The 19,401-nt window shown below is 64.9% G+C and carries 19 protein-coding genes and 1 riboswitch; of the genes, 14 read left to right on the top strand and 5 right to left on the bottom strand.

The window, feature by feature from the left end; all coding sequences use genetic code 11:
- Positions 1 to 501 precede the first annotated feature (501 nt).
- The 3 genes from SM130_RS21770 to SM130_RS21760 form a co-directional block, all read right to left on the bottom strand.
- Complete coding sequence (locus SM130_RS21770) at positions 502 to 909, bottom strand: DUF1850 domain-containing protein (RefSeq protein WP_102826824.1); 408 nt, start codon at positions 907 to 909, stop codon at positions 502 to 504.
- The gene (locus tag SM130_RS21765; protein WP_102826825.1) at positions 906 to 2,930 is read right to left on the bottom strand and encodes a TRAP transporter permease; all 2,025 of its coding nucleotides are present in this window, start codon (positions 2,928 to 2,930) and stop codon (positions 906 to 908) included. The genes SM130_RS21770 and SM130_RS21765 overlap by 4 nt, the downstream gene beginning before the upstream one ends.
- A gap of 136 nt (positions 2,931 to 3,066) precedes the next feature.
- The gene (locus SM130_RS21760) at positions 3,067 to 4,020 is read right to left on the bottom strand and encodes a TAXI family TRAP transporter solute-binding subunit (RefSeq protein WP_102826826.1); all 954 of its coding nucleotides are present in this window, start codon (positions 4,018 to 4,020) and stop codon (positions 3,067 to 3,069) included.
- A 371-nt stretch (positions 4,021 to 4,391) separates the two neighbouring features.
- Between SM130_RS21760 and SM130_RS21755 the strand changes: the two genes are divergently transcribed.
- Both SM130_RS21755 and SM130_RS21750 read left to right on the top strand, forming a co-directional pair.
- Positions 4,392 to 4,820, top strand: a complete 429-nt coding sequence (locus SM130_RS21755) for a DNA methylase (protein WP_102826827.1) — start codon at positions 4,392 to 4,394, stop codon at positions 4,818 to 4,820.
- 73 nt (positions 4,821 to 4,893) lie between these two features.
- Positions 4,894 to 5,136, top strand: a complete 243-nt coding sequence (locus SM130_RS21750; protein ID WP_102826828.1) for a hypothetical protein — start codon at positions 4,894 to 4,896, stop codon at positions 5,134 to 5,136.
- A 198-nt stretch (positions 5,137 to 5,334) separates the two neighbouring features.
- Here SM130_RS21750 and phnN read toward each other — a convergent pair whose 3' ends face one another.
- Entirely contained in the window at positions 5,335 to 5,889 is a 555-nt protein-coding gene (phnN, locus tag SM130_RS21745) for a phosphonate metabolism protein/1,5-bisphosphokinase (PRPP-forming) PhnN (RefSeq protein ID WP_102826829.1), read from the bottom strand.
- Between the two features lie 215 nt (positions 5,890 to 6,104).
- Here phnN and SM130_RS21740 point away from each other — a divergent pair, with 215 nt between their 5' ends.
- Positions 6,105 to 6,869, top strand: coding sequence for an SDR family oxidoreductase (locus SM130_RS21740; protein ID WP_102826830.1), 765 nt, complete (start codon positions 6,105 to 6,107; stop codon positions 6,867 to 6,869).
- 21 nt (positions 6,870 to 6,890) lie between these two features.
- On the opposite strand, the gene SM130_RS21735 is transcribed toward SM130_RS21740, so the two are convergent.
- Positions 6,891 to 7,724, bottom strand: a complete 834-nt coding sequence (locus SM130_RS21735; RefSeq protein ID WP_181019303.1) for a phosphatase PAP2 family protein — start codon at positions 7,722 to 7,724, stop codon at positions 6,891 to 6,893.
- Between the two features lie 266 nt (positions 7,725 to 7,990).
- On the opposite strand from SM130_RS21735, the gene mdcA reads away from it, so the two are divergent.
- The 11 genes from mdcA to SM130_RS21680 all read left to right on the top strand — a co-directional run bounded on the left by mdcA (position 7,991) and on the right by SM130_RS21680 (position 19,073).
- The gene (gene mdcA / locus SM130_RS21730) at positions 7,991 to 9,658 is read left to right on the top strand and encodes a malonate decarboxylase subunit alpha (RefSeq protein WP_102826832.1); all 1,668 of its coding nucleotides are present in this window, start codon (positions 7,991 to 7,993) and stop codon (positions 9,656 to 9,658) included.
- On the top strand, positions 9,658 to 10,536 hold the full coding sequence (locus SM130_RS21725; protein WP_102826833.1) for a triphosphoribosyl-dephospho-CoA synthase: 879 nt from the start codon (positions 9,658 to 9,660) through the stop codon (positions 10,534 to 10,536). The genes mdcA and SM130_RS21725 overlap by 1 nt, the downstream gene beginning before the upstream one ends.
- A gap of 2 nt (positions 10,537 to 10,538) precedes the next feature.
- Positions 10,539 to 10,838, top strand: a complete 300-nt coding sequence (locus tag SM130_RS21720; protein WP_014818584.1) for a malonate decarboxylase subunit delta — start codon at positions 10,539 to 10,541, stop codon at positions 10,836 to 10,838.
- On the top strand, positions 10,831 to 11,697 hold the full coding sequence (locus SM130_RS21715; protein ID WP_102826834.1) for a biotin-independent malonate decarboxylase subunit beta: 867 nt from the start codon (positions 10,831 to 10,833) through the stop codon (positions 11,695 to 11,697). The genes SM130_RS21720 and SM130_RS21715 overlap by 8 nt, the downstream gene beginning before the upstream one ends.
- Positions 11,694 to 12,479: a biotin-independent malonate decarboxylase subunit gamma gene (gene mdcE / locus SM130_RS21710; RefSeq protein ID WP_102826835.1), complete on the top strand. Its 786-nt coding sequence runs from the start codon at positions 11,694 to 11,696 to the stop codon at positions 12,477 to 12,479. Before SM130_RS21715 ends, mdcE begins: the two co-directional genes overlap by 4 nt.
- A gap of 72 nt (positions 12,480 to 12,551) precedes the next feature.
- Entirely contained in the window at positions 12,552 to 13,169 is a 618-nt protein-coding gene (locus SM130_RS21705; RefSeq protein WP_102826836.1) for a malonate decarboxylase holo-ACP synthase, read from the top strand.
- Positions 13,166 to 14,092, top strand: a complete 927-nt coding sequence (gene mdcH / locus SM130_RS21700; RefSeq protein ID WP_102826837.1) for a malonate decarboxylase subunit epsilon — start codon at positions 13,166 to 13,168, stop codon at positions 14,090 to 14,092. Before SM130_RS21705 ends, mdcH begins: the two co-directional genes overlap by 4 nt.
- 122 nt (positions 14,093 to 14,214) lie before the next feature.
- Positions 14,215 to 14,637, top strand: coding sequence for a malonate transporter subunit MadL (gene madL / locus SM130_RS21695; RefSeq protein ID WP_102826838.1), 423 nt, complete (start codon positions 14,215 to 14,217; stop codon positions 14,635 to 14,637).
- 5 nt (positions 14,638 to 14,642) lie between these two features.
- A complete protein-coding gene (gene madM / locus SM130_RS21690; RefSeq protein WP_058065382.1) occupies positions 14,643 to 15,407 on the top strand; it encodes a malonate transporter subunit MadM in 765 nt (254 codons plus the stop codon).
- 77 nt (positions 15,408 to 15,484) lie between these two features.
- On the top strand, positions 15,485 to 17,407 hold the full coding sequence (locus SM130_RS21685; RefSeq protein ID WP_102826839.1) for a methyl-accepting chemotaxis protein: 1,923 nt from the start codon (positions 15,485 to 15,487) through the stop codon (positions 17,405 to 17,407).
- A gap of 158 nt (positions 17,408 to 17,565) precedes the next feature.
- Positions 17,566 to 17,653, top strand: a riboswitch (glycine riboswitch).
- A gap of 160 nt (positions 17,654 to 17,813) precedes the next feature.
- Positions 17,814 to 19,073 (top strand): D-amino acid dehydrogenase, encoded by a 1,260-nt coding sequence (locus tag SM130_RS21680; RefSeq protein WP_102826840.1) that lies wholly within the window; start codon positions 17,814 to 17,816, stop codon positions 19,071 to 19,073.
- Positions 19,074 to 19,401 lie beyond the last annotated feature (328 nt).

Genomic DNA, 19,401 nt, shown 5'->3' with positions numbered 1-19,401 from the left:
TACGCGTGGGCCCAGCCTCGAATTTTGCGTTGGGAGCGCGAAAAAATTTCTACGGCCTGCCCATGCAGGAGAGTGGCCTCCATCGTCCGGTTGCTTGGCTATTTGTGCACGAGTCATCAGGCGACACCATTCGCCCCTTTCAGGAGGCCGAGTGCAATCGTCGTGTAGGGGTGCGAGCGGCATGGATGTCGCGAGAGGCGTAAAGGGCCATGGATGTCCCTTGTACGCCGGTCCCCGGAGCGGCGATGGAACGAGGGAAGTCGAGCGCAGCGAGGCCCGAATGGAGGGGCAAGCGTTTTTGCTTACTTTTTTCGCGACTGAAAAAAGTGAGTCGCCCAGCAGGGCGAAACCAAGCCCTCAAGCAGCTCAAAAAATAGTTATGCGCTCAGAACCGCATCCATCCAAGCCGCCATCACTGTCTCCTCGAACCAATCGAAGAAACAAAGAAAAAGGAGTGCCGCCTGCGCGAACACCCCTCTTCAACGATCACCGGCGAGCCGGTCAATCGTTCCCGACACTCGCCGTTTGCACGGTACAGCCCCAGACTTCCAGCGCCGGCTGGTCCGCTTTTGGCGGGCCGAGCCATTCGCTCATCGCGTGGCAACGCTGGTCAAAACACAGTTGGTAATCCCCTGCTTCGGGGGTTCGCCCCAGGCGCAGGAGTGGTAACGGTGGCATCTGGCGCTGGTAGTGCCAGGCCCCGTCACGCAGTTCGGCGTCATCCGGAATTTCCATCCCGGCACCAGAACCCTTGACCCGCGCTTCGCCGAGCAGCAAGCCGCCCGGCGTCACGCGGTAATCCTCTTCCCAGCGAATCTTCTCGATGGTGTGGTTCCACGCCAGGGTGAAGGCGGGTGTGGGCACTTCGGCCCACACCACACCGGCCAGCCCCAGGCACAGGCCGATCACGCAGTCGCCGGCTCGGCGCGGCGAGCGCGCCAGATGTGCTGGACGAGGAACAGCGCGCCGAGGGCGAAGCCGATCTCATCGCTGATCGGCATCGCCAGCACCATCGAGGCGGCTGCGGCGAAGGCCAGCAGCTTCTCCCACAGCGCCATGGGCCGTTGCAGATAACCGGTGAACACGGCGCCCCACAGGCCGACGGCGAAGGCCGCCTTGAACAGCATGTACAGCGTCGCGCCCCAGTCGCCGCCCTGCATCATCAGCGCCGGGTTGTACACCGCCATGAACGGCACGATGAAACCGGCAATGGCAATGCGGATGGCCCACATGCTGATCTTCAGGCCCCTTTCCTTGGCGATCGGCGCAGCGGCGAAGCAGGCCAGCGCCACCGGCGGAGTGAGGTCGGCCATGATGCCGAAGTAGAAGACGAACATGTGCGAGACGATCAGCGGCACGCCCAGGTCCAGCAGCGCGGGTGCGGCGATCGAGCTGGTGATGATGTAGTTGGGGATGGTCGGGATGCCCATGCCCAGCACCAGGCAGGTCAGCATGGTCAGCAACAGCGAGAGGAACAGGTTGTTCTCGCCGACCGCCAGGATGTAACCGGCAAAGGTCGAGGCCACGCCGGTCAGCGAAACCACGCCGATGATCACGCCGACCAGGGCGCAGGCAATACCCACCGGCACCGCGTGGCGTGCGCCTTCGACCAGCGCATGCAGGCAGATTACGAGCGTGTCGCGCCCGCCCTTGATGAACCAGCACACCGCCACCAGCGCCGCAATAACCGCGAAGATCACCCCGATACCGAGCTGGAAGAAGCCGGCGCAGAGCAGGCCGAGTGCGATCCAGAAGGCGATGCGCAGACCGAACGACGACACCTTGAGGATGATCGCCGAGCCGAGGATGACGATTGCCGTCAGCGCTAGGCCAATGGTGCCGGCAAACATCGGTGTGCGTCCGGAGAACAGCAGCCAGACCAGCACAACCAGCGGAATCAGCAGATACCAGCGCTCCTTCACCGCGGCCATGGCGCTCGGGCATTCATCCTTCGGCAGCCCCTTGAGACCCGCGCGCTTGGCTTCCAGATGGACCATCCAGAACACCGAGCCGAAGTAGAGCAGCGCCGGAATCAGCGCGGCCTTGGCGATTTCGACGAAAGGCACGTTGATGGTTTCGGCCATGATGAACGCCACCGCGCCCATCACCGGCGGCATGATCTGGCTGCCCATCGACGAGGTGGCTTCGACGCCACCGGCGAACGCCGGGCGATAACCGAAGCGTTTCATCAGCGGAATGGTGAACTGGCCGGTGGTGACCACGTTGGCCACGCCCGAACCGGTGATGGTGCCCATCAGTGCGGAGGACACCACCGACACCTTGGCCGGGCCGCCCAGCTTGTGGCCGAACAGGCCCATGGCGAAGTCGGTGAACAGCTTGATCATGCCGGCCTGCTCGAGGAACGAGCCGAACAGGATGAACAGGAAGATGTAGGTCGCTGAAACGTAGGTCGGTGTGCCGTACAGGCCTTCGGTACCGAACGACAGCTGGTTGACGATCTGGTCCAGGTAATAGCCGCGGTGCGCCAGCTCGCCCGGCAGGTACTCGCCGAACAGGCCGTAGGCCAGGAACAGCCCGCAGATGATCGGCAGGGCGATGCCCATGACCCGGCGCGCGGCCTCGAATACCAGCACGATCAGCGTCAGGCCGACCACCATGTCGGCAGTGGTCATATCGCCGGAGCGCTGGATCAGGTCGGCTTCGAAATACCACTGATAGAAGAAGGTGGCGAAGCCGGCCAGGCCCAGCAGCCAGGCCAGCGGCTGGAACGGCTTGCCGTCGCCGCGGGCCGGGTAGCAGAGGAATACCAGCAGTAACAGGAAGCCTACGTGACCGGCGCGCAGCACCTGGCTGGTCACCGGGTGAAAGGCGGCAGTAACGATCTGGTAGATGGAGAACAGCAGGGCGACGTAGAACAGCGCCCTCGGCCATTCGCTGGGGCTGGCATGCAGCCCTTGGCTTTCGCTCATGGGAATCACTCTCTCACTGCAAGGGGATGCCTGTAGAAGCAGGCTTGCCAACGAGGCAAAGCGGGCAAGCCTGCGTGTACAGGGAGCGGGCTGGACCGGCGGTCAGGCCTGATCCAGCTCGTCGGTCAGCGCTGGGTTACTTGAGTACCCCGGCTTCCTTGTAGAAGCGCTCGGCACCCGGGTGCAGCGGAATCGGCAGGTTCTGGGTGGCGTTTTCCAGCTTGATGTCCTTGGCGGCCGAATGGGCGTTGCCCAGCGCGGTCAGGTTGTCGAACATCAGCTTGGTCATCTGATAGGCCACTTCGTCGGAGACCTTCTCGTGGGTCACCAGGATGTTGGTGATGGCCACGGTGGGTACGTCGTCGTCCTGACCGTCATAAGTGCCGGCCGGGATCACGCCTGCCAGATAGGCATCGCTGGCGATCTTCTCGACCACTTCGGCCGGGATTTCAACGAAGGTCACCGGCATGGTGCTGGCCAGGTCGCGGATGGCGGCCATGCCCAGGCCCGAGGACTGCAGGGTGGCATCCAGCTGACGGTTCTTGATCAGCTCGACGGACTCGGCGTAAGGCAGGAATTCGACGCGGCCCATGTCCTTGTAGTCCAGACCGGCAGCCTTGAAGATCGCGCGGGCATTGAGCTCAGTGCCAGATTTCGGCGCGCCGACGGAGATGCGCTTGCCTTTCAGGTCGTCCAGCGTCTTGATGCCGGATTCGGCGCTGGCGACGATCTGGATGTAGTTGTTGTAGGTGCCGGCAATGGCGCGCAGGCGCTTGAGCGGAGCCTTGAAGCCGGCGTCCTCGACACCGTTCCAGGCGTCTTCGACCGAGTCACCCAGAGAGAAGGCCAGCTCACCACGACCGGCTTGCAGCAGGTTGAGGTTTTCCACCGAAGCCTTGGTGGCCTGTACCGAGGTCTTGGCGCCGTCGATCTTGTTGTACTGCTGCGACAGGGCCACGCCGATCGGGTAGTACACGCCGCTGGTGCCGCCCGTGAGGATGTTGATAAAGGTCGGTGCGGCGACCGCCGCGGTGCTGGCAGTGAAAGCCGCAGCGGCAGCGAGCAGGCCCAAGCGTTTGGTCAGTCTCATGGTGGATCTCCGTTCGTTTTTATTGGTTGACGCAGCATGTTGACGATAGACGATGCCGCGTTCGTCGAATGCGCCGGACGATCAAGCAGAGATGGCGATGGCGCCGAGGCAATCTCGGCAGGTGGATATCGCTGGAGCTCTTCTTGTCGTTGGATTCGTATCGAGCACATTGCCATTAGCAGAAGCCGTGCCAGCCGACGCGCAGGCCCTGGGACGTGGGTTGTTGCTGACTGATTCGGGGTTTGTCGGCGGAAAACCGCTTATTGAGGTGGGCGCCTCGGCAAGAAACCGCTTATCGGCGCTGACTGAAGGCAGAAACTTGCCCGCCGCAGCGCATTCGAATGCAGACACTCTGCGACGGAGGGCTCGGCATGAGCGCGGAAATCAGTGCGAAAGACCTGGGTATCGACATGAGCGAGGGTGAGGGTGCGTTGTTCAAGTGGTTCCTCGCCAGCTTTCTGTTCGGCAAGCGCATCCAGCAGGACATCGCCGCCGAGGCCTACCGCGTCCTTGTCGACAAGCACAAGCGCGATACCCCGCGCAAACTGGGTAACTGCAGCTGGCAAGAGCTGGTGGATATGCTCGGCGAAGGGCATTACGTGCGCTACGACGAATCCACCGCCGAGCGCCTGCTCAAGCTCTGTGAAAAGCTCAATCAGGAATATGGCGGCAAGTTCGGACGCATCCATGAGCTCAGCGAGAGCCGCAAGGACTTGGAAAAGCGTCTGGCCGACTTCGAAGGGGTCGGCCCCAAGACCGTGGAAATCTTCATGCGCGAGGCGGCCAAGGTCTGGTATTGACCGGGCGCTGGATGGCGCTTGCCAGCGGCCGCCGAAGGTTTACAGTGGCGCCATCGCACCGCCGAAGCTCGCCATGCGCATTTTTCTGCTAGCCCTCAGCCTGTTCCTGCCCATCGCTGCCAGCGCCGCGCCGGCGCCCTATTACCAATGGCAGAGCAAGCTCGACGGTACCGTCATCTGTCGCCAGACCTCGCCGGGCGAGGGCTGGGAGCAGCTCGACGGACGGCCCTTCCGCGACCTCAACTGCAGCATGCCGGCCGCACGGGTCGAGCGGCCCAGCAGCGTACCGGGCTTCCGTCCGCAGCCGGGGCGGTGAGCTGACCGACATTCGGGGGCTGCATAGCGAATGCTGATGCTTCTCCATGGGGAGGCGTTTCGGCGATTGCTTTCTAAGCACTGTAAATCGGTGGGCTGAAGTCCACCCTACAACGCACCCACCATCGTCTCCCAGGCTGGCCGGGCGCTGCTGCGCGCCTCCGCCGCAGGGTGGGCTTCAGCCCACCAACGCGCCAGCTCAGCGCGATGGCAGGTGTTCATCGATCAATGCCAGCAGGCGCTCAACGCTCTCGGCGATCGGTGTGGAGTTATCCAGGCGGATGTAGTCGTCCAGCTCGCCGGCGAACAGTGCGTTGCGCGCCAGTCGCGATTCGATCTGTTCGTCCGTTTCCCGCCCGCGTGCTTCCAGGCGTCGGCGCAGCACGTCCTGCTCGACGCTGAGCAGGACGGCGAGCAGATCCGGGTAACGCTGCCGTGCCTGCGGGAGATAACCACGCGAGCCATTGACCAGCACGTGCTCACCCGCGGCCAGCCATTCGTCGATTTCGGTGGGAATGCCATAGGCCAGGCCATTCGCGCGCCAGCTCAGAGCAAATGCCTGCTGGGCCTCGAGTCGCTCGAACTCCGCCTGGGTCACCGGCCGCGCCGCCTCGCCGGTGGCTTCGGCTGAGCGAGTGATCACCCGCCGCGCAACACGCACGTGGCGTTCGGCCAACGCTGGACGGGCGGCGTCGAGCAGGCTGTCTTTGCCGGCGCCGGATGGCCCGATCAGGTAGATCAAGCGACCTTGCATGAGGGGCTCCGAAATGTCGTGGGCGAGCGAGGGGCTGCCAGTATAGGGCGAGCCCTCGCTGGCAGGCGTGCCGTATGACAGACCATTCAGGATCGATCCATGCACGCGGCACTTTGCCTCGACGGCTCGGCCCCCCTAAGCTGAACGCGGTCACCGCGCCACGTGCTGCCGCGTCGCCTATACGACGGTCAGGCATTTAGAGAAAGAGGAAGAGCATGAAACAGAAGATCGTATTCATCACCGGCGCCACTTCCGGCTTCGGCCGTGCAACTGCCCGCCGCTTCGCCGAGGCTGGCTGGGCGCTGGTGCTGACCGGCCGGCGCAGCGAGCGCCTGGAAGAGCTGCAGAGCGAGCTGTCGAGCAAGGTGCCGGTGCACATCGCCACTCTCGACGTGCGCCATGCCGGCGCGGTGAAGGAGGTGGTCGAACAGTTGCCCGCCGAACTCCGCCAGATCGATTGCCTGGTCAACAACGCCGGCCTCGCCCTGGCGCCGCAGCCCGCGCAAAAGGTCGATCTGGCCGATTGGCACACCATGATCGACACCAACATCACCGGCCTGGTCAACGTCACCCATGCGCTGCTGCCGACGCTGATCGAAACGGGCAAAGGCGCCAGCATCGTCAACATCGGTTCGGTGGCCGGCCATTGGCCTTATCCGGGTGGCCATGTTTATGGCGCGACCAAGGCCTTCGTTGAGCAGTTCGGCTACAACCTGCGCTGCGATCTGCTCGGCACCGGCGTGCGCGTCACCGACATCGCTCCGGGCATGGCCGAAACCGAGTTCACCCTGGTTCGCACCAAGGGCGATCAGGACGCCAGCGACCGCCTCTACCGCGGCACCACACCGCTGACCGCCGAGGACATCGCCGAGCAGATTTTCTACGTCGCCACTCTGCCGGATCACATCAACATCAACCGCCTGGAAGTGATGCCGACGCGTCAGGCCTGGTCGCCGTTCAATATTGATCGCGACAAGTGAGGCTGGCGATTTGCCGTATCGCTAAAAGGTGAAGTGTGTTTCCAGCGCGTAACCATCGAGCGCGGGCACCACGTTGAACTGGTAGCTCTGCGGGTCGCCACGCTCGAGCAGAAGGTTGAAGGCAAAGGACGAGACGAAGTTGCCCAGCGCGATACCCGCCAGCACGTCGGTGGGGTAGTGCTGGTCGGCTTCGATCCGGGCCAGCCCGGTCAGGCCGTCGAGCGTATGCAGGCCGATCTTCGCGGCGTCTCGGAGCGTGGCATCCATCTCGATGTAATCCAGGTTGCGCCGCGTCAGCGTGTTCTGCGCGGCGCTCGTTGCGCTGTGGCGTGACGGAAAGGCATCGTCCGGCACTCCATCGGGCCGCTCGCGCCCGGATGCAAGCTTGAGCCGACCGGCCAACTCGTCGACGCTGGCCTTGCTGGCCACGAACGCCCCGAGGTTGGCCGCCTTCCAATCCAGCGCGTCGGTGAAGGGTGTTTCCGCAGGCGCGGCAAACACAAGACTGGTCGCGTACAGCAATGTGCCGGCCTGCAACAGGCGATTGCTCGCGTCTTCGCCCTCTTCGCCAAACAAATAATGATGCTTGGCCAGCGAGCGCTGCCACTGACGATCCCAACCGCCCGCAGCGATAACCGCCGCCCCTGCCAGCGGCATCCAGGTCGCGTTGTCGCGTGCGGCACGTCCAGCGGAGTCGGTCCAGTGGTCCCAGGACATGAGGTTTTCGCCCAGGGTTTCAGCCGAGCAGGCACCGCTGAGCAGCGCTATGGCTGCGGCCAGCACCAGGCGATACGGGTTGCATCGCCATTGGGCGCGACGGCGGGTGGAACCTGGCAGCGAACGGAATTCGGGCATTACCGGCATCACATCAAGAGGGCGTGTCGGCAGGCTAGCGCTCGGTGGATCAAGGAACCGTCAAGGCGATGTGAAAGATTCGTTAACAGCGTTTGGGCCACAGAGCATCGCGGGGCACAGAAAATATCAGGTGTATTCCATGCGCCAGCCGCTCTGGGACGCGAACCGTTACGTCTAGCGTAACGGTCTGGCATTCAGCTTGATTGATGACCCTTCGGTCATCTTCCTACTGTGCACTCCACAAAGCGGAAAACTGTGGAGTCAGCATGACAACAACAATATCCCCACCGCCGCAGTGGTCGCGTCGTCGCGCTGAAAAAGCCCGGCGTCTCGACCAGGTGCGCAACCTCGCCGATGGCGTGGTGTTGCCGAGCGACAAGATCGTCGCCGCGCTCGAAGCGCTGATCGCCCCCGGTGATCGGGTGGTGCTCGAGGGCAACAACCAGAAGCAGGCGGATTTCCTCTCCCGCTCCCTGGCCCAGGTCGACCCCGGCAAGCTGCACGACCTGCACATGATCATGCCCAGTGTCAGCCGCGCCGAGCACCTGGATCTGTTCGAACGGCAGATCGCCCGCAAGCTCGACTTCTCCTTTGCCGGTCCGCAGAGCCTGCGCATCAGCCAGCTGCTCGAAGACGGCTTGCTGGAAGTCGGCGCCATCCACACCTACATCGAACTCTATTCGCGTCTGCTGGTGGACCTGATCCCCAACGTCGCGCTGGTGGCCGGCTTCCAGGCCGACCGCCACGGCAACATCTACACCGGGCCCAGCACCGAAGACACGCCAGCCCTGGTCGAGCCGACCGCATTCAGTGATGGCATCGTCATCTTCCAGGTCAACGAGATCGTCGACGAGCTGCCGCGCGTGGACATCCCGGCGAGCTGGGTCGATTTCGTCGTGGTGGCGGACAAGCCGTTCTATATCGAGCCGCTGTTCACCCGCGACCCGCGCCACATCAAGCCGGTGCACGTGCTGATGGCGATGATGGCGATCCGCGGCATCTACGAAAAACACAACGTGCAGTCGCTCAATCACGGCATCGGTTTCAACACCGCCGCCATCGAGCTGATCCTGCCGACCTACGGCGAATCCCTCGGCCTGAAAGGCAAGATCTGCCGCAATTGGACGCTCAACCCGCACCCGACCCTGATCCCGGCCATCGAGACCGGCTGGGTCGAAAGCGTGCACTGCTTCGGCACGGAGCTAGGCATGGAGAATTACATCGCCCAGCGCCCGGACGTGTTCTTCACCGGCCGCGACGGCTCGATGCGTTCCAACCGCATGATGTGCCAGCTGGCCGGGCAGTACGCCGTGGACCTGTTTATCGGTGCAACGCTGCAAGTCGATGGCGACGGGCATTCCTCCACCGTTACCCGTGGTCGCCTGGCCGGCTTCGGCGGCGCGCCGAACATGGGCCACGACCCGCGCGGTCGTCGCCATCCGACCCCGGCCTGGCTCGATATGGCCATGCCCGGCGGCGAAGCCCCGGTGACCATGCTCGAGCGCGGCAAGAAGCTCGTGGTGCAGATGGTCGAGACGTTCCAGGAAGGCGGCAAACCCACTTTCGTCGAGCAGCTCGACGCGGTCGAGGTGGCGAAGAAGAGCGGCATGCCGCTGGCGCCGATCATGATCTACGGCGACGACGTCACCCACCTGCTCACCGAGGAAGGCATCGCCTACCTGTACAAGGCGCGCTCGCTGGAAGAGCGCCAGGCGATGATCGCCGCGGTGGCCGGCGTCACCAGCATCGGCCTGCGGCACAACCCGAAGGACACCGCGCGCATGCGCCGCGAAGGGCTGATCGCCCTGCCGGAAGACCTCGGCATCCGCCGCAACGACGCCACCCGCGAGCTGCTGGCGGCCAAGAGCATCGCCGAACTGGTCGACTGGTCCGGCGGCCTCTACAACCCGCCTGCCAAGTTCAGGAGCTGGTGATGAGCGCACTCATTGCAAGACAGGCGCAGCCGACACTGGCTGAGCGCCTGGCAGACCTCGCGGTGCAGGCGCTGATCGACGAGGCCGACCTGTCGCCCAAGCCGGGTCTGGTCGACCGGCGCGGCAACGGCGCGCATGACGATCTGCACCTGGGACTGATGCACGCCTCGGCCCATGCGCTGTGGCCGGCGTTCAAGGCGATGGCCGAAGCGGCGCAGGCGATTGGCGAAGTTGGCCAACCGTTGCGCGAAACCCTCGGCCAGCTGGGCCGGGACGGCGAAGCCGACATGCTCCGTGTCACCCATGGCGTGAATACTCATCGCGGGGCGATCTGGGCGCTGGGGCTGCTCAGCGCGGCGGCGGCGCTGGAAGCCGATGCACCCGACGCGCGGGGCATTGCGGCAACTGCCGCGGCACTGGCCCGGCTGAGCGATCCTGCTGCGCCGGTTACTTCCGACAGCCACGGCGCGCGGGTCTGCCGCACCTATGGTGTGCTCGGTGCGCGGGAACAGGCGCAGCACGGCTTTCCCGCCGTCATCGGACAGGGCCTTCCGCAACTGTTGGTGAGCCGCCGCAGCGGGGCCGGTGAGCAGAACGCTCGGCTCGATGCGCTGCTGGCGATCATGACCGAGCTCAGCGACACCTGCGTGCTGCACCGCGCCGGCCTGGACGGCCTGAACCGCATGCAGGCCGGCGCCCGCGCCGTGCTCGATGCCGGTGGCGCCGCAAGCCTCGCCGGCCGCCGACAACTGCGTGCATTGGAAGGCGAGATGTTGTCGCTGCGTGCCTCGCCCGGTGGTGCCGCCGACCTGCTCGCCGCCACCTTATTCCTCGACCGTCTGACGCCTCATGCGTCGGCGCCGACTGGGAGCAATTGAACATGGAAACCCTGTCTTTCGAATTCGCCGCCGGGCAACCCGCCCGCGGCAAGGCCCTGGTCGGCGTGGTCGGCTCGGGCGATCTGGAAGTGCTGCTCGAACCCGGCCAGGCCGGCAAGCTGGCGATCCAGGTGGTCACCTCGGTCAACGGCGCCGAGCAGCGCTGGCAGCAACTGTTCGAGCGGATGTTCCGCGAGCAGAACCTGCCGGCACTGAACATCGATATTCACGATTTTGGGGCCACGCCCGGCGTAGTGCGTCTGCGTCTGGAGCAGGGACTGGAGGAGGTCGGCCATGACTGATGTGTCCGCTAACACCGTGGCCCGTTTACTCGAGTCGCGCAGCTTCGTCGAACTCGGCGCCCGCCAGCGTGCCCGCGCTCTGCTGGACGAAGGCAGCTTCCGCGAACTGCTCGATCCGTTCGATCGCGTCACCTCGCCCTGGCTGCCGAAGCAGGGCATCGTCACCCAGGCCGACGACGGCGTGGTGGTCGCCAAGGGCACCATCGACGGCCAGCCGGCGGTGATTGCCGCCATCGAGGGCGCCTTCCAGGGCGGCAGCATGGGCGAGGTCGGCGGCGCGAAGATCGCCGGCGCGCTGGAGCTAGCGGTCGAAGACAACCGCAAGGGCATCCCGACCCGCGCCGTGTTGTTGCTGGAAACCGGCGGTGTGCGCCTGCAGGAAGCCAATCTGGGCCTGGCAGCCATCGCCGAGATCCAGGCGGCCATCGTCGAGCTGCGCGACTACCAGCCGGTGATTGGCGTGGTCGCCGGTTCCGTCGGCTGCTTCGGCGGCATGTCCATCGCCGCCGGGCTGTGCAGCTACCTGGTCGTTACCCGTGAAGCCCGCGTCGGCCTCAATGGCCCGCAGGTGATCGAGCAGGAAGCCGGGCTCGACGAGTACGACTCGCGCGACCGCCCCTTCATCTGGAGCCTGACCGGAGGCGAGCAGCGCTACGCCTCGGGTCTGGTGGACGCCTACGTCGCCGACGACACCGACGCCATCCGCGCGCAACTGCATGAACTGTTCGCCCTCGGCAAGCCGCTGCAGCCGCGCAGCCGTCGCCATGCCTGGTTCCTCCAGCGCCTGGCCGATGTCGATACCCGCACGCAACTCGATGCCGCCGCCGTGCGTGCCCTCTATGAAGGAGATGCCCAATGAGCCGTGGACTGAACTGGTTGCAAGCCCTTGCCGGCGGTCAGGCCCTGGCGGGCTATCCGGCCTCGGTGAAGGTGGTCGATGGCAGCCTCGGTAATCGCGCCGCCCGCTATATCGCCGTGGTACCGGATGCCGAGAATCCCTTCCCGCGCGCGCGCAACGGCGAGGTCGGCCTGCTCGAAGGCTGGGCGCTTGGGCAGGCGCTGGACGAGGTGATCGAAGCCGATCGCGACAAGGCCGACAAGCGTGTGGTGGTCGCCGTGGTCGATGTGCCGAGCCAGGCCTACGGCCGCCGTGAAGAAGCGCTGGGCATTCATCAGGCGCTGGCTGGTGCGGTGGACGGCTATGCCCGTGCCCGCCTGGCCGGGCATCCGGTGGTTTCGCTGCTGGTGGGCAAGGCCATGTCCGGCGCCTTTCTCGCCCATGGCTATCAGGCCCAGCGGATCATCGCCCTGCGCGACCCCGGCGTGATGGTGCACGCCATGGGCAAGGCCGCAGCCGCCCGCATCACGCTGCGCAGCGTCGAGGAACTCGAAGCCCTGGCCGAATCCGTGCCGCCGATGGCCTACGACATCGACAACTACGCGACCCTCGGCCTGCTCTGGGAAACCCTCTCGGTGGACAGCATCGAGCAACCCTCGGCGGCCGATCTGGCGCGTGTGCGTGACTGCCTGAACAAGGCCGTCGCGGACATCGGTAGCAGCAGCGACTTGCGTGGCCGCCTTGGCGCGCCGAACCGCGAAGCGTCGTCGCGGGTGCGCGAGCTGTTGCGCGCGCAGTGGTAGCGAACACCTGAAGCGGCGGTATCCGCCGAACCGATCAGCGACTCGACAACAACAATCACGAGGAGGCTGTAGATGCACGACATTCCACGCCCCCACGACCTGCTCTGGGGCATGCGCCCCGAGCAGCTGCCGGTCGATGCACCGGCCTGGGCGATCGCCGTGCTCAGCGCCGGCCAGCCAGTGGTGGTGCGGCGTGCCGTCGTGGCACCGGGATTGGTGGCGATTGGCTTGCGTGGTGCGACGCGTGATCAACGTCTGGCCGCGCTGATGCCGGTCGAGGCGATCAGCCGCCGCGTTGCGCCGGAAGATCTGCTCGGCCGTCAGGCCAGCGAGGATCTACCGGTGTTTCGCGTGCTGGCCGAGCTGCGTCCCCGGCTCGATGCGCTGGGCCATTGCTGGGGCGTCACCGGCTCGGCGGGCTTTCAGCTCGCCACCGGACTCCCGACGGCGCATCCGGACAGCGATCTCGATCTGCTGCTCAGAACCGATCATCCGCTGCCACGCAGCGAAGCGCGCCCGTTGCTGCAGCTGCTGGAGCGCCGCGCCTGCCGCGTCGATTTGCAACTGGAAACCCCGCTGGGCGGCGTGGCGCTCAGCGAATGGGCGAGTGGCGCGGCGCGGGTGATGGTCAAGACTGCGGACGGCCCCCGGCTTGTCGGCGATCCCTGGCATGCGGAGCGTGCGGCATGAGCAGCCTGTTCGCTTTTCCCGGCCAGGGTGCGCAGAAACCCGGCATGCTGCATCGCCTGCCCGATGCGCCGGAAGTGGCCGAGACGCTGGCCGAGGCCTGCGCTGTGCTTGGCGAGGATGCGCTGGCGCTGGATTCGGCCGAGGCGTTGCAATCGACCCGTGCCGTGCAGCTCTGCCTGCTGATCGCCGGTGTGGCCGGAGCGCGACTGTTGATGCGCGATGGCCAGCGACCGGATTACGTCGCCGGGTTGTCCATCGGTGCCTACGCCGCCGCCGTGGTCGCCGAGTCGCTGGATTACGCCGACGCACTGCGCCTGGTCGCGCTGCGCGGCGAGCTGATGCAGCAAGCCTATCCCGAGGGTTTCGGCATGACCGCGATCCTCGGTCTGTCACTCAGTGCGGTTGAAGGCCTGCTGACGGAAGCCGGTGGCCCGGTGCACCTGGGCAACATCAATGCCGACAACCAGATCGTTATTGCTGGCAGCGACGCCGCCATGGCTGCGGTCGCGGCCCGGGCCAAAGCGCTCGGCGCATCCTGCGCGCGGCGCCTGGCGATGAGCGTGCCGTCGCACTGCGCGCTGCTACAAGCGCCGGCAACGCAGCTCGCTGAGGCCTTCGCCAAGGTCAGCCTGCGTGCGCCGCGCATTCGTTATCTCAGTGGCTCGTCCGCACGGCCGGTGTTCGACGCCGAACGCCTGCGCGACGACCTGGCCTTCAACATGTGCCGCGTCGTCGACTGGCACGGCACCCTGCGCACTGCCTACGAGCGCGGCGTGCGTTTGCATATCGAACTGCCCCCCGGCTCGGTACTGACCGGGCTGGCGCGGCGGGTTTTTGAACAGGGTACGCTGATCGCATTCGACGGCGCCCGGCTCGACACACTGGACGCCTTGCTGCGTCAGGAGGGCAGCCAGAGCCGATAGACCGCGTGCACATTCAGCGCGAGCCAGCCTTAACTCGCCGACTGATCGATGGATAAAAACAACTACCTCGACAACACGCGCCCAGCCCTCTGCAGGCGGCGCAACCAAAAAGGACAAGAACAATGATCATCTTTGGTGTGGCCTTTCTGGCCTTGTGTACCCTCACCGGCATCTTCGTCGGCGAGTTGCTCGGCAAGGCGATCGGCGTGCCGGCCAACGTCGGCGGCGTTGGTATCGCCATGGTGCTGCTCATTCTGATCGGCAGCTATCTGAAGAAGCGAGGCCTGTTCAATCCGGAGTCGGAGCAGGGCATCAAGTTCTGGAGCGCCGTGTACATCCCGATCGTGGTCGCCATGGCCGCGCAACAGAACGTCTACGGCGCGCTTGCCGGCGGACCAATGGCGATTCTTGCCGGCGTCGCTGCGGTCGCGCTGGCCTTCATGCTGGTCCCGGTGCTCGATCGGATCGGTCGAAAAAAGCTTGAGGCCGACCCGACACTGCCGGCTGATCCAGCCAAGCCGCTCACCAGCAGTGGACGGGGGTAACGGCCATGTACGAATCTCTCATGAAAGTAATCACTGGCTACGGCCTGATCAGCGGCTTCGCCATCATCGGCGCCACCATGTGGATCTCCTACTGGCTATCGGACAAGCTCACCAAGGGCCGCCTGCATGGCTCGGCGGTGGCCATCCTCATCGGTCTGCTGCTGTCGTACATCGGTGGCGTCGTTACCGGTGGACAGAAGGGTTTGGTGGATATCGCGCTGTTCTCCGGCATCGGCCTGCTCGGTGGAGCCATGCTGCGTGACTTCGCCATCGTCGCCACCGGTTTTGGCGTCAGCGTCGACGAGCTCAAGCGGGCTGGCATGGTCGGCGTGCTGGCGCTGTTCATCGGTGTGCTGGCCTCCTTTGTCGCTGGCGTGGCAGTTGCCTTCGCGTTCGGCTACACCGATGCGGTAAGCCTGACCACCATCGGCACGGGCGCTGTGACCTACATCGTCGGCCCCGTCACCGGCGCGGCGATCGGCGCCAGCTCCGAAGTGATGGCGCTGTCCATCGCTGCTGGCCTGGTCAAGGCGATCGTGGTGATGGTCGCGACGCCCTTTGTCGCGCCCTACATCGGGCTGAACAACCCGCGCTCGGCGGTGATCTTCGGCGGCCTGATCGGTACCTCCAGCGGCGTCGCCGGTGGCCTGGCTGCAACCGACCCGAAGTTGGTGCCCTACGGCTGCCTGACGGCCGCGTTCTATACCGCACTGGGCTGCCTGCTTGGCCCGTCGCTGCTGTTCTTCGTCATGCGCGGGTTGCTTGGCTAGCGCGCCGATACTCACCCCCATCGTCATCCGCAACGCGCTCTTCGGAGCGCGCTTGCATTCACAAGGAAGGTAGAAAAATGAGCACTCTTAAGGTCAGTCATAAGCTGATTCTTGGCTTTGCTGCCGTACTGGCGCTAACCCTGACCGTTGCTCTGATCGGCATCTACGGCATGGATGCATTGGTGTCGCGCAGCGAAAAAGCACAGAGCGCAGGCCGATTGCTGGATGAGGCCAATCGGATTCGCTATGCACAGGTCAGCTTCGAAACACGCGGCGATCCCCTGCATGTGGAAGCAGTCGAGCAGTCGGTAGCTCGCATCACCGAACTCGTCCAGCAGCAGAGGGCCGAGTTTAGCGATCCGCAGGACCTGCAGCGCCTGGAAACGATCGCCAGTGATGCACAGCATTACCGCGAACGATTTCTTGAGCTGGCTGCGCTCTGGGAGCGAAAGGTGAAGACGCGTAGCAGTTGGGTGGACGCCGGCAATACCTCCGACGCCCTGATCGCCGAGCTTGAGTCGCGCTGGGCCGGTACCCCGGATAATCCGGTCATGCACGAGAGTCCGCGCACCGCAGCCATCGGCCTGCAAGCCGGTGAAGTGTCCAAGCACAACCGAATGGTGCGCTTCATGGTGCGTGGGTATCTGATGACCGAGACCGAGCAGTCCCTGCTACAGCTACAGCAACAGTTCAAGACGCTGCAGGCTGCGGTGGATCGGCTGGATATGCAACTGGCCGGAGCACCGGGGACGGACCTGCAACCATTACGGGAGTCGGTGGCAACTTACATTCGCCAGTTTGGCCAGCTGCCACCCATCGTCGCGGCACAGGTGCAGGCGCGCGGGGAGATGCAAAGCATCTTCGACAGCATCTACCGCAATACCAGCCAAATCGTGCAGGCACAAACCGACAAACGCAGCGCCGAAGCCGGCGAGAAGAAGGCGCTGCTGCTAGGCATTACCTTGCTGGCGATCGTCTTGGGGCTGGTCATCAGCTGGCTGATCGTACGTCAGCTCACGCAGCCGCTGGCCCAGGCCGTGCGCATCGCCGAGCGCATCGGTGCGGGCGATATGACCGACCAACCGCGGCAGCGGCGTAGCGATGAGTTTGGCCAACTGCTCGATGCGCTGGACCGCACCCGTGGCAATCTGCGTGACCTGATCGGGCGCATGAGCGGCATCACCGGCCAGTTGGCCAGTGCCGCGGAGGAGCTCTCGGCGGTGACCGAGCAGACCAGTGCCGGCATCCAGAGCCAGCGCCTGGAGACCGATCAGGTCGCCACCGCCATGCACGAGATGGCCGCGACCGTGCAGGAGGTGGCGCGCAATGCCGACGAGGCGTCCAGCGCTGCTCAGCATGCGGACCGCCAGGCAGCCCAGGGCGATGTTGTGGTGCAGCGGGCACTGGCGCAGATCGACCGCTTGTCCTCCCAGGTCGGCTTGTCGGCCGAGGCGATGGCACAACTGAACCAGGAAACCGCGGGCATCAGCACGGTGCTTACGGTGATCAACGGCATTGCCGAACAGACCAACTTGCTCGCCCTCAATGCCGCCATCGAAGCGGCCCGCGCCGGTGATGCCGGACGCGGTTTCGCCGTGGTCGCCGACGAGGTGCGCGGCCTGGCGCAGCGTACCCAGCAGTCCACGGCGCAGATCGAGGAGCTGATCGGCAATCTGCAGAAGGGCGCGCTGCATGCCTCGTCGCTGATGGACAGCAGCCGCGGCCTGGCCGGCGAGACGGTAAGGCTGGCGCGTGATGTCGGCGACGAGCTGCAGGCTATTACCCGCACGATCTCGACCATCCAGGCGATGAATATGCAGATCGCCACGGCCTCCGAAGAGCAAAGTTCGGTAGCCGAAGACATCAACCGCAGCGTGCTCAGCGTGCGCGATGTGGCCGATCAGTCCGCGGCTGCCGCACAGCAGACCGCGGCCTCGACGGTGCAGCTGGCACGCCTGGGCAGCGAGCTGCAGGAGCTGACTGCGCGCTTCCAGGTCTGAAGCGATTCCGGCAGTGCGTGCATGGCGTGACCTGATGCTCTCGCCACTGGGCCTCTCGTCCGTTGGCGCAAGGTCGGGGGTTACAGCGGCGTTATTTTCTGGCAGGGTGTTTCTGCGATTGCGTGACGATTTGCCACAGCTGGCGATCGACGCGAATCAATGTGATTGCGGGAGAGACTGCCACATGGCAGCGCCGAAGGAGCAACCGCCCCGGAAACTCTCAGGCAAAAGGACCGCTATCACTGCTGACACTCTGAAGAGCCGCCCGGTTTTCGTCGTCGGGCGCACCGAAGGAGCAAGCGAGCCGTCACGCGCTCGTGAATCTCTCAGGTCCAGAACAGAGGGGGCGCCCGCCGCGCGTTGGGCGCACGGGCTATGACCCCCTTGACGTTCTGGAGCGACAACAATGAAAACAATCGCAGTCATCGGTGGCGGTATCACCGGCGTCACCACCGCCTATGCCCTGGCCAAGCGCGGCTTCTCCGTCACCCTGCTGGAAAAGCACCGCTACGCGGCGATGGAAACCTCGTTCGCCAACGGCGGCCAGCTGTCCGCCTCCAATGCTGAGGTCTGGAACCACTGGTCGACCATCGTCAAAGGCATCAAATGGATGCTTAAGAGCGATGCGCCGCTGCTGGTCAATCCCAAGCCCAGCTGGCACAAGCTCTCCTGGTTCGCCGAGTTCATCGGCTCGATTCCCAACTACCGACAGAACACCGTTGAGACCGCACGCCTGGCCATCGCCGCGCGCGAGCACCTGTTCGCCTGGGCCGAAGCCGAAGGCATCGACTTCGACCTGAAGAAGAAGGGCATTCTGCACATCTACCGCGACAAGGCCGGCTTCGAACATGCCGGGTTGGTTTCGCGCCTGCTTGCCGAAGGCGGCCTGCCGCGGCGCAGCGTGACGCCGGAGGAGATGCGCGCGATCGAACCGACCCTGGCCGGCACCTATTACGGCGGCTACTTCACCGAATGCGACTCCACCGGCGACATCCACAAGTTCACCCATGGTCTGGCCATGGCGATCGAGCGGCTCGGTGTGCGTTGCCTGTATGGCGAGGACGTGCAGGCGGTGGCCACTGACGGCAAGCGCGCGACCGTGACGCTGGGTGGGTTTGCCGGTGGTGAGCGCCTGGAGTTCGATGGCCTGGTGATCTGCGCCGGCACCGCCAGCCGCGCCCTGGCAGCGCAGCTGGGCGACCGGGTGAACATCTATCCGGTCAAGGGCTACTCGATCACCGTCAACCTGAGCGACGAGATCAGCCGCGCCTCGGCACCCATCGTCAGCCTGCTCGACGACGAGACCAAACTGGTCAGCAGCCGTCTCGGCGATGATCGTTTCCGCATCGCCGGCACCGCCGAGTTCAACGGCTACAACCGCGACATCCGCGCCGATCGCATCCGTCCGCTGGTGGACTGGGTCAATCAGTGCTTCCCCGGCGTGAATACCCGCAGCGTGGTGCCCTGGGCCGGCCTGCGGCCGATGATGCCGAACATGATGCCCAAGGTCGGCCGCGGCAGCTCGCCATGCGTGTTCTACAACACCGGCCACGGCCACCTGGGCTGGACACTGAGCGCGGTCACTGCGGACATGGTTGGCGATGTGGTGGCGCAGAGCCTGGGCCGGGCGGCTCCGGTCGCGTCCGAGCAGACAGCCGTCGCTTAACGCAATCGGCCGTAGGGTGGAAGACGGCGAAGCCTCTTCCACCGCTGCGCGCCAGATCGGCGCTGTGCCATGGCCGGCTTCACGCGAGGCGCAGGCATCTGTGTTCCGGCGTGCCGTTGAGTGTCCTCGTGAGGCTCCGGCGTATCGCGATTCTGCGGTGTGGAAAAAGACTGTGTGGATAAGCTTCGCGTTATCCACCCTACGTTTCGCCGTACACAGCGGAGGTAGGGTGGAAGACGGCGAAGCCTCTTCCACCACGGCGGCGACGAGCATCCCGCACTGACTGGCTATATGCCGATACATGGAAAACCGCTTCCCGGGTTTTGCG

It is taken from the genome of Stutzerimonas stutzeri (assembly GCF_038561965.1).
GTDB lineage: Bacteria > Pseudomonadota > Gammaproteobacteria > Pseudomonadales > Pseudomonadaceae > Stutzerimonas > Stutzerimonas stutzeri_AA.
The sequence above is the reverse complement of the archived record's forward strand: the minus strand, read 5'-3'. Positions and strand labels throughout refer to the sequence as shown.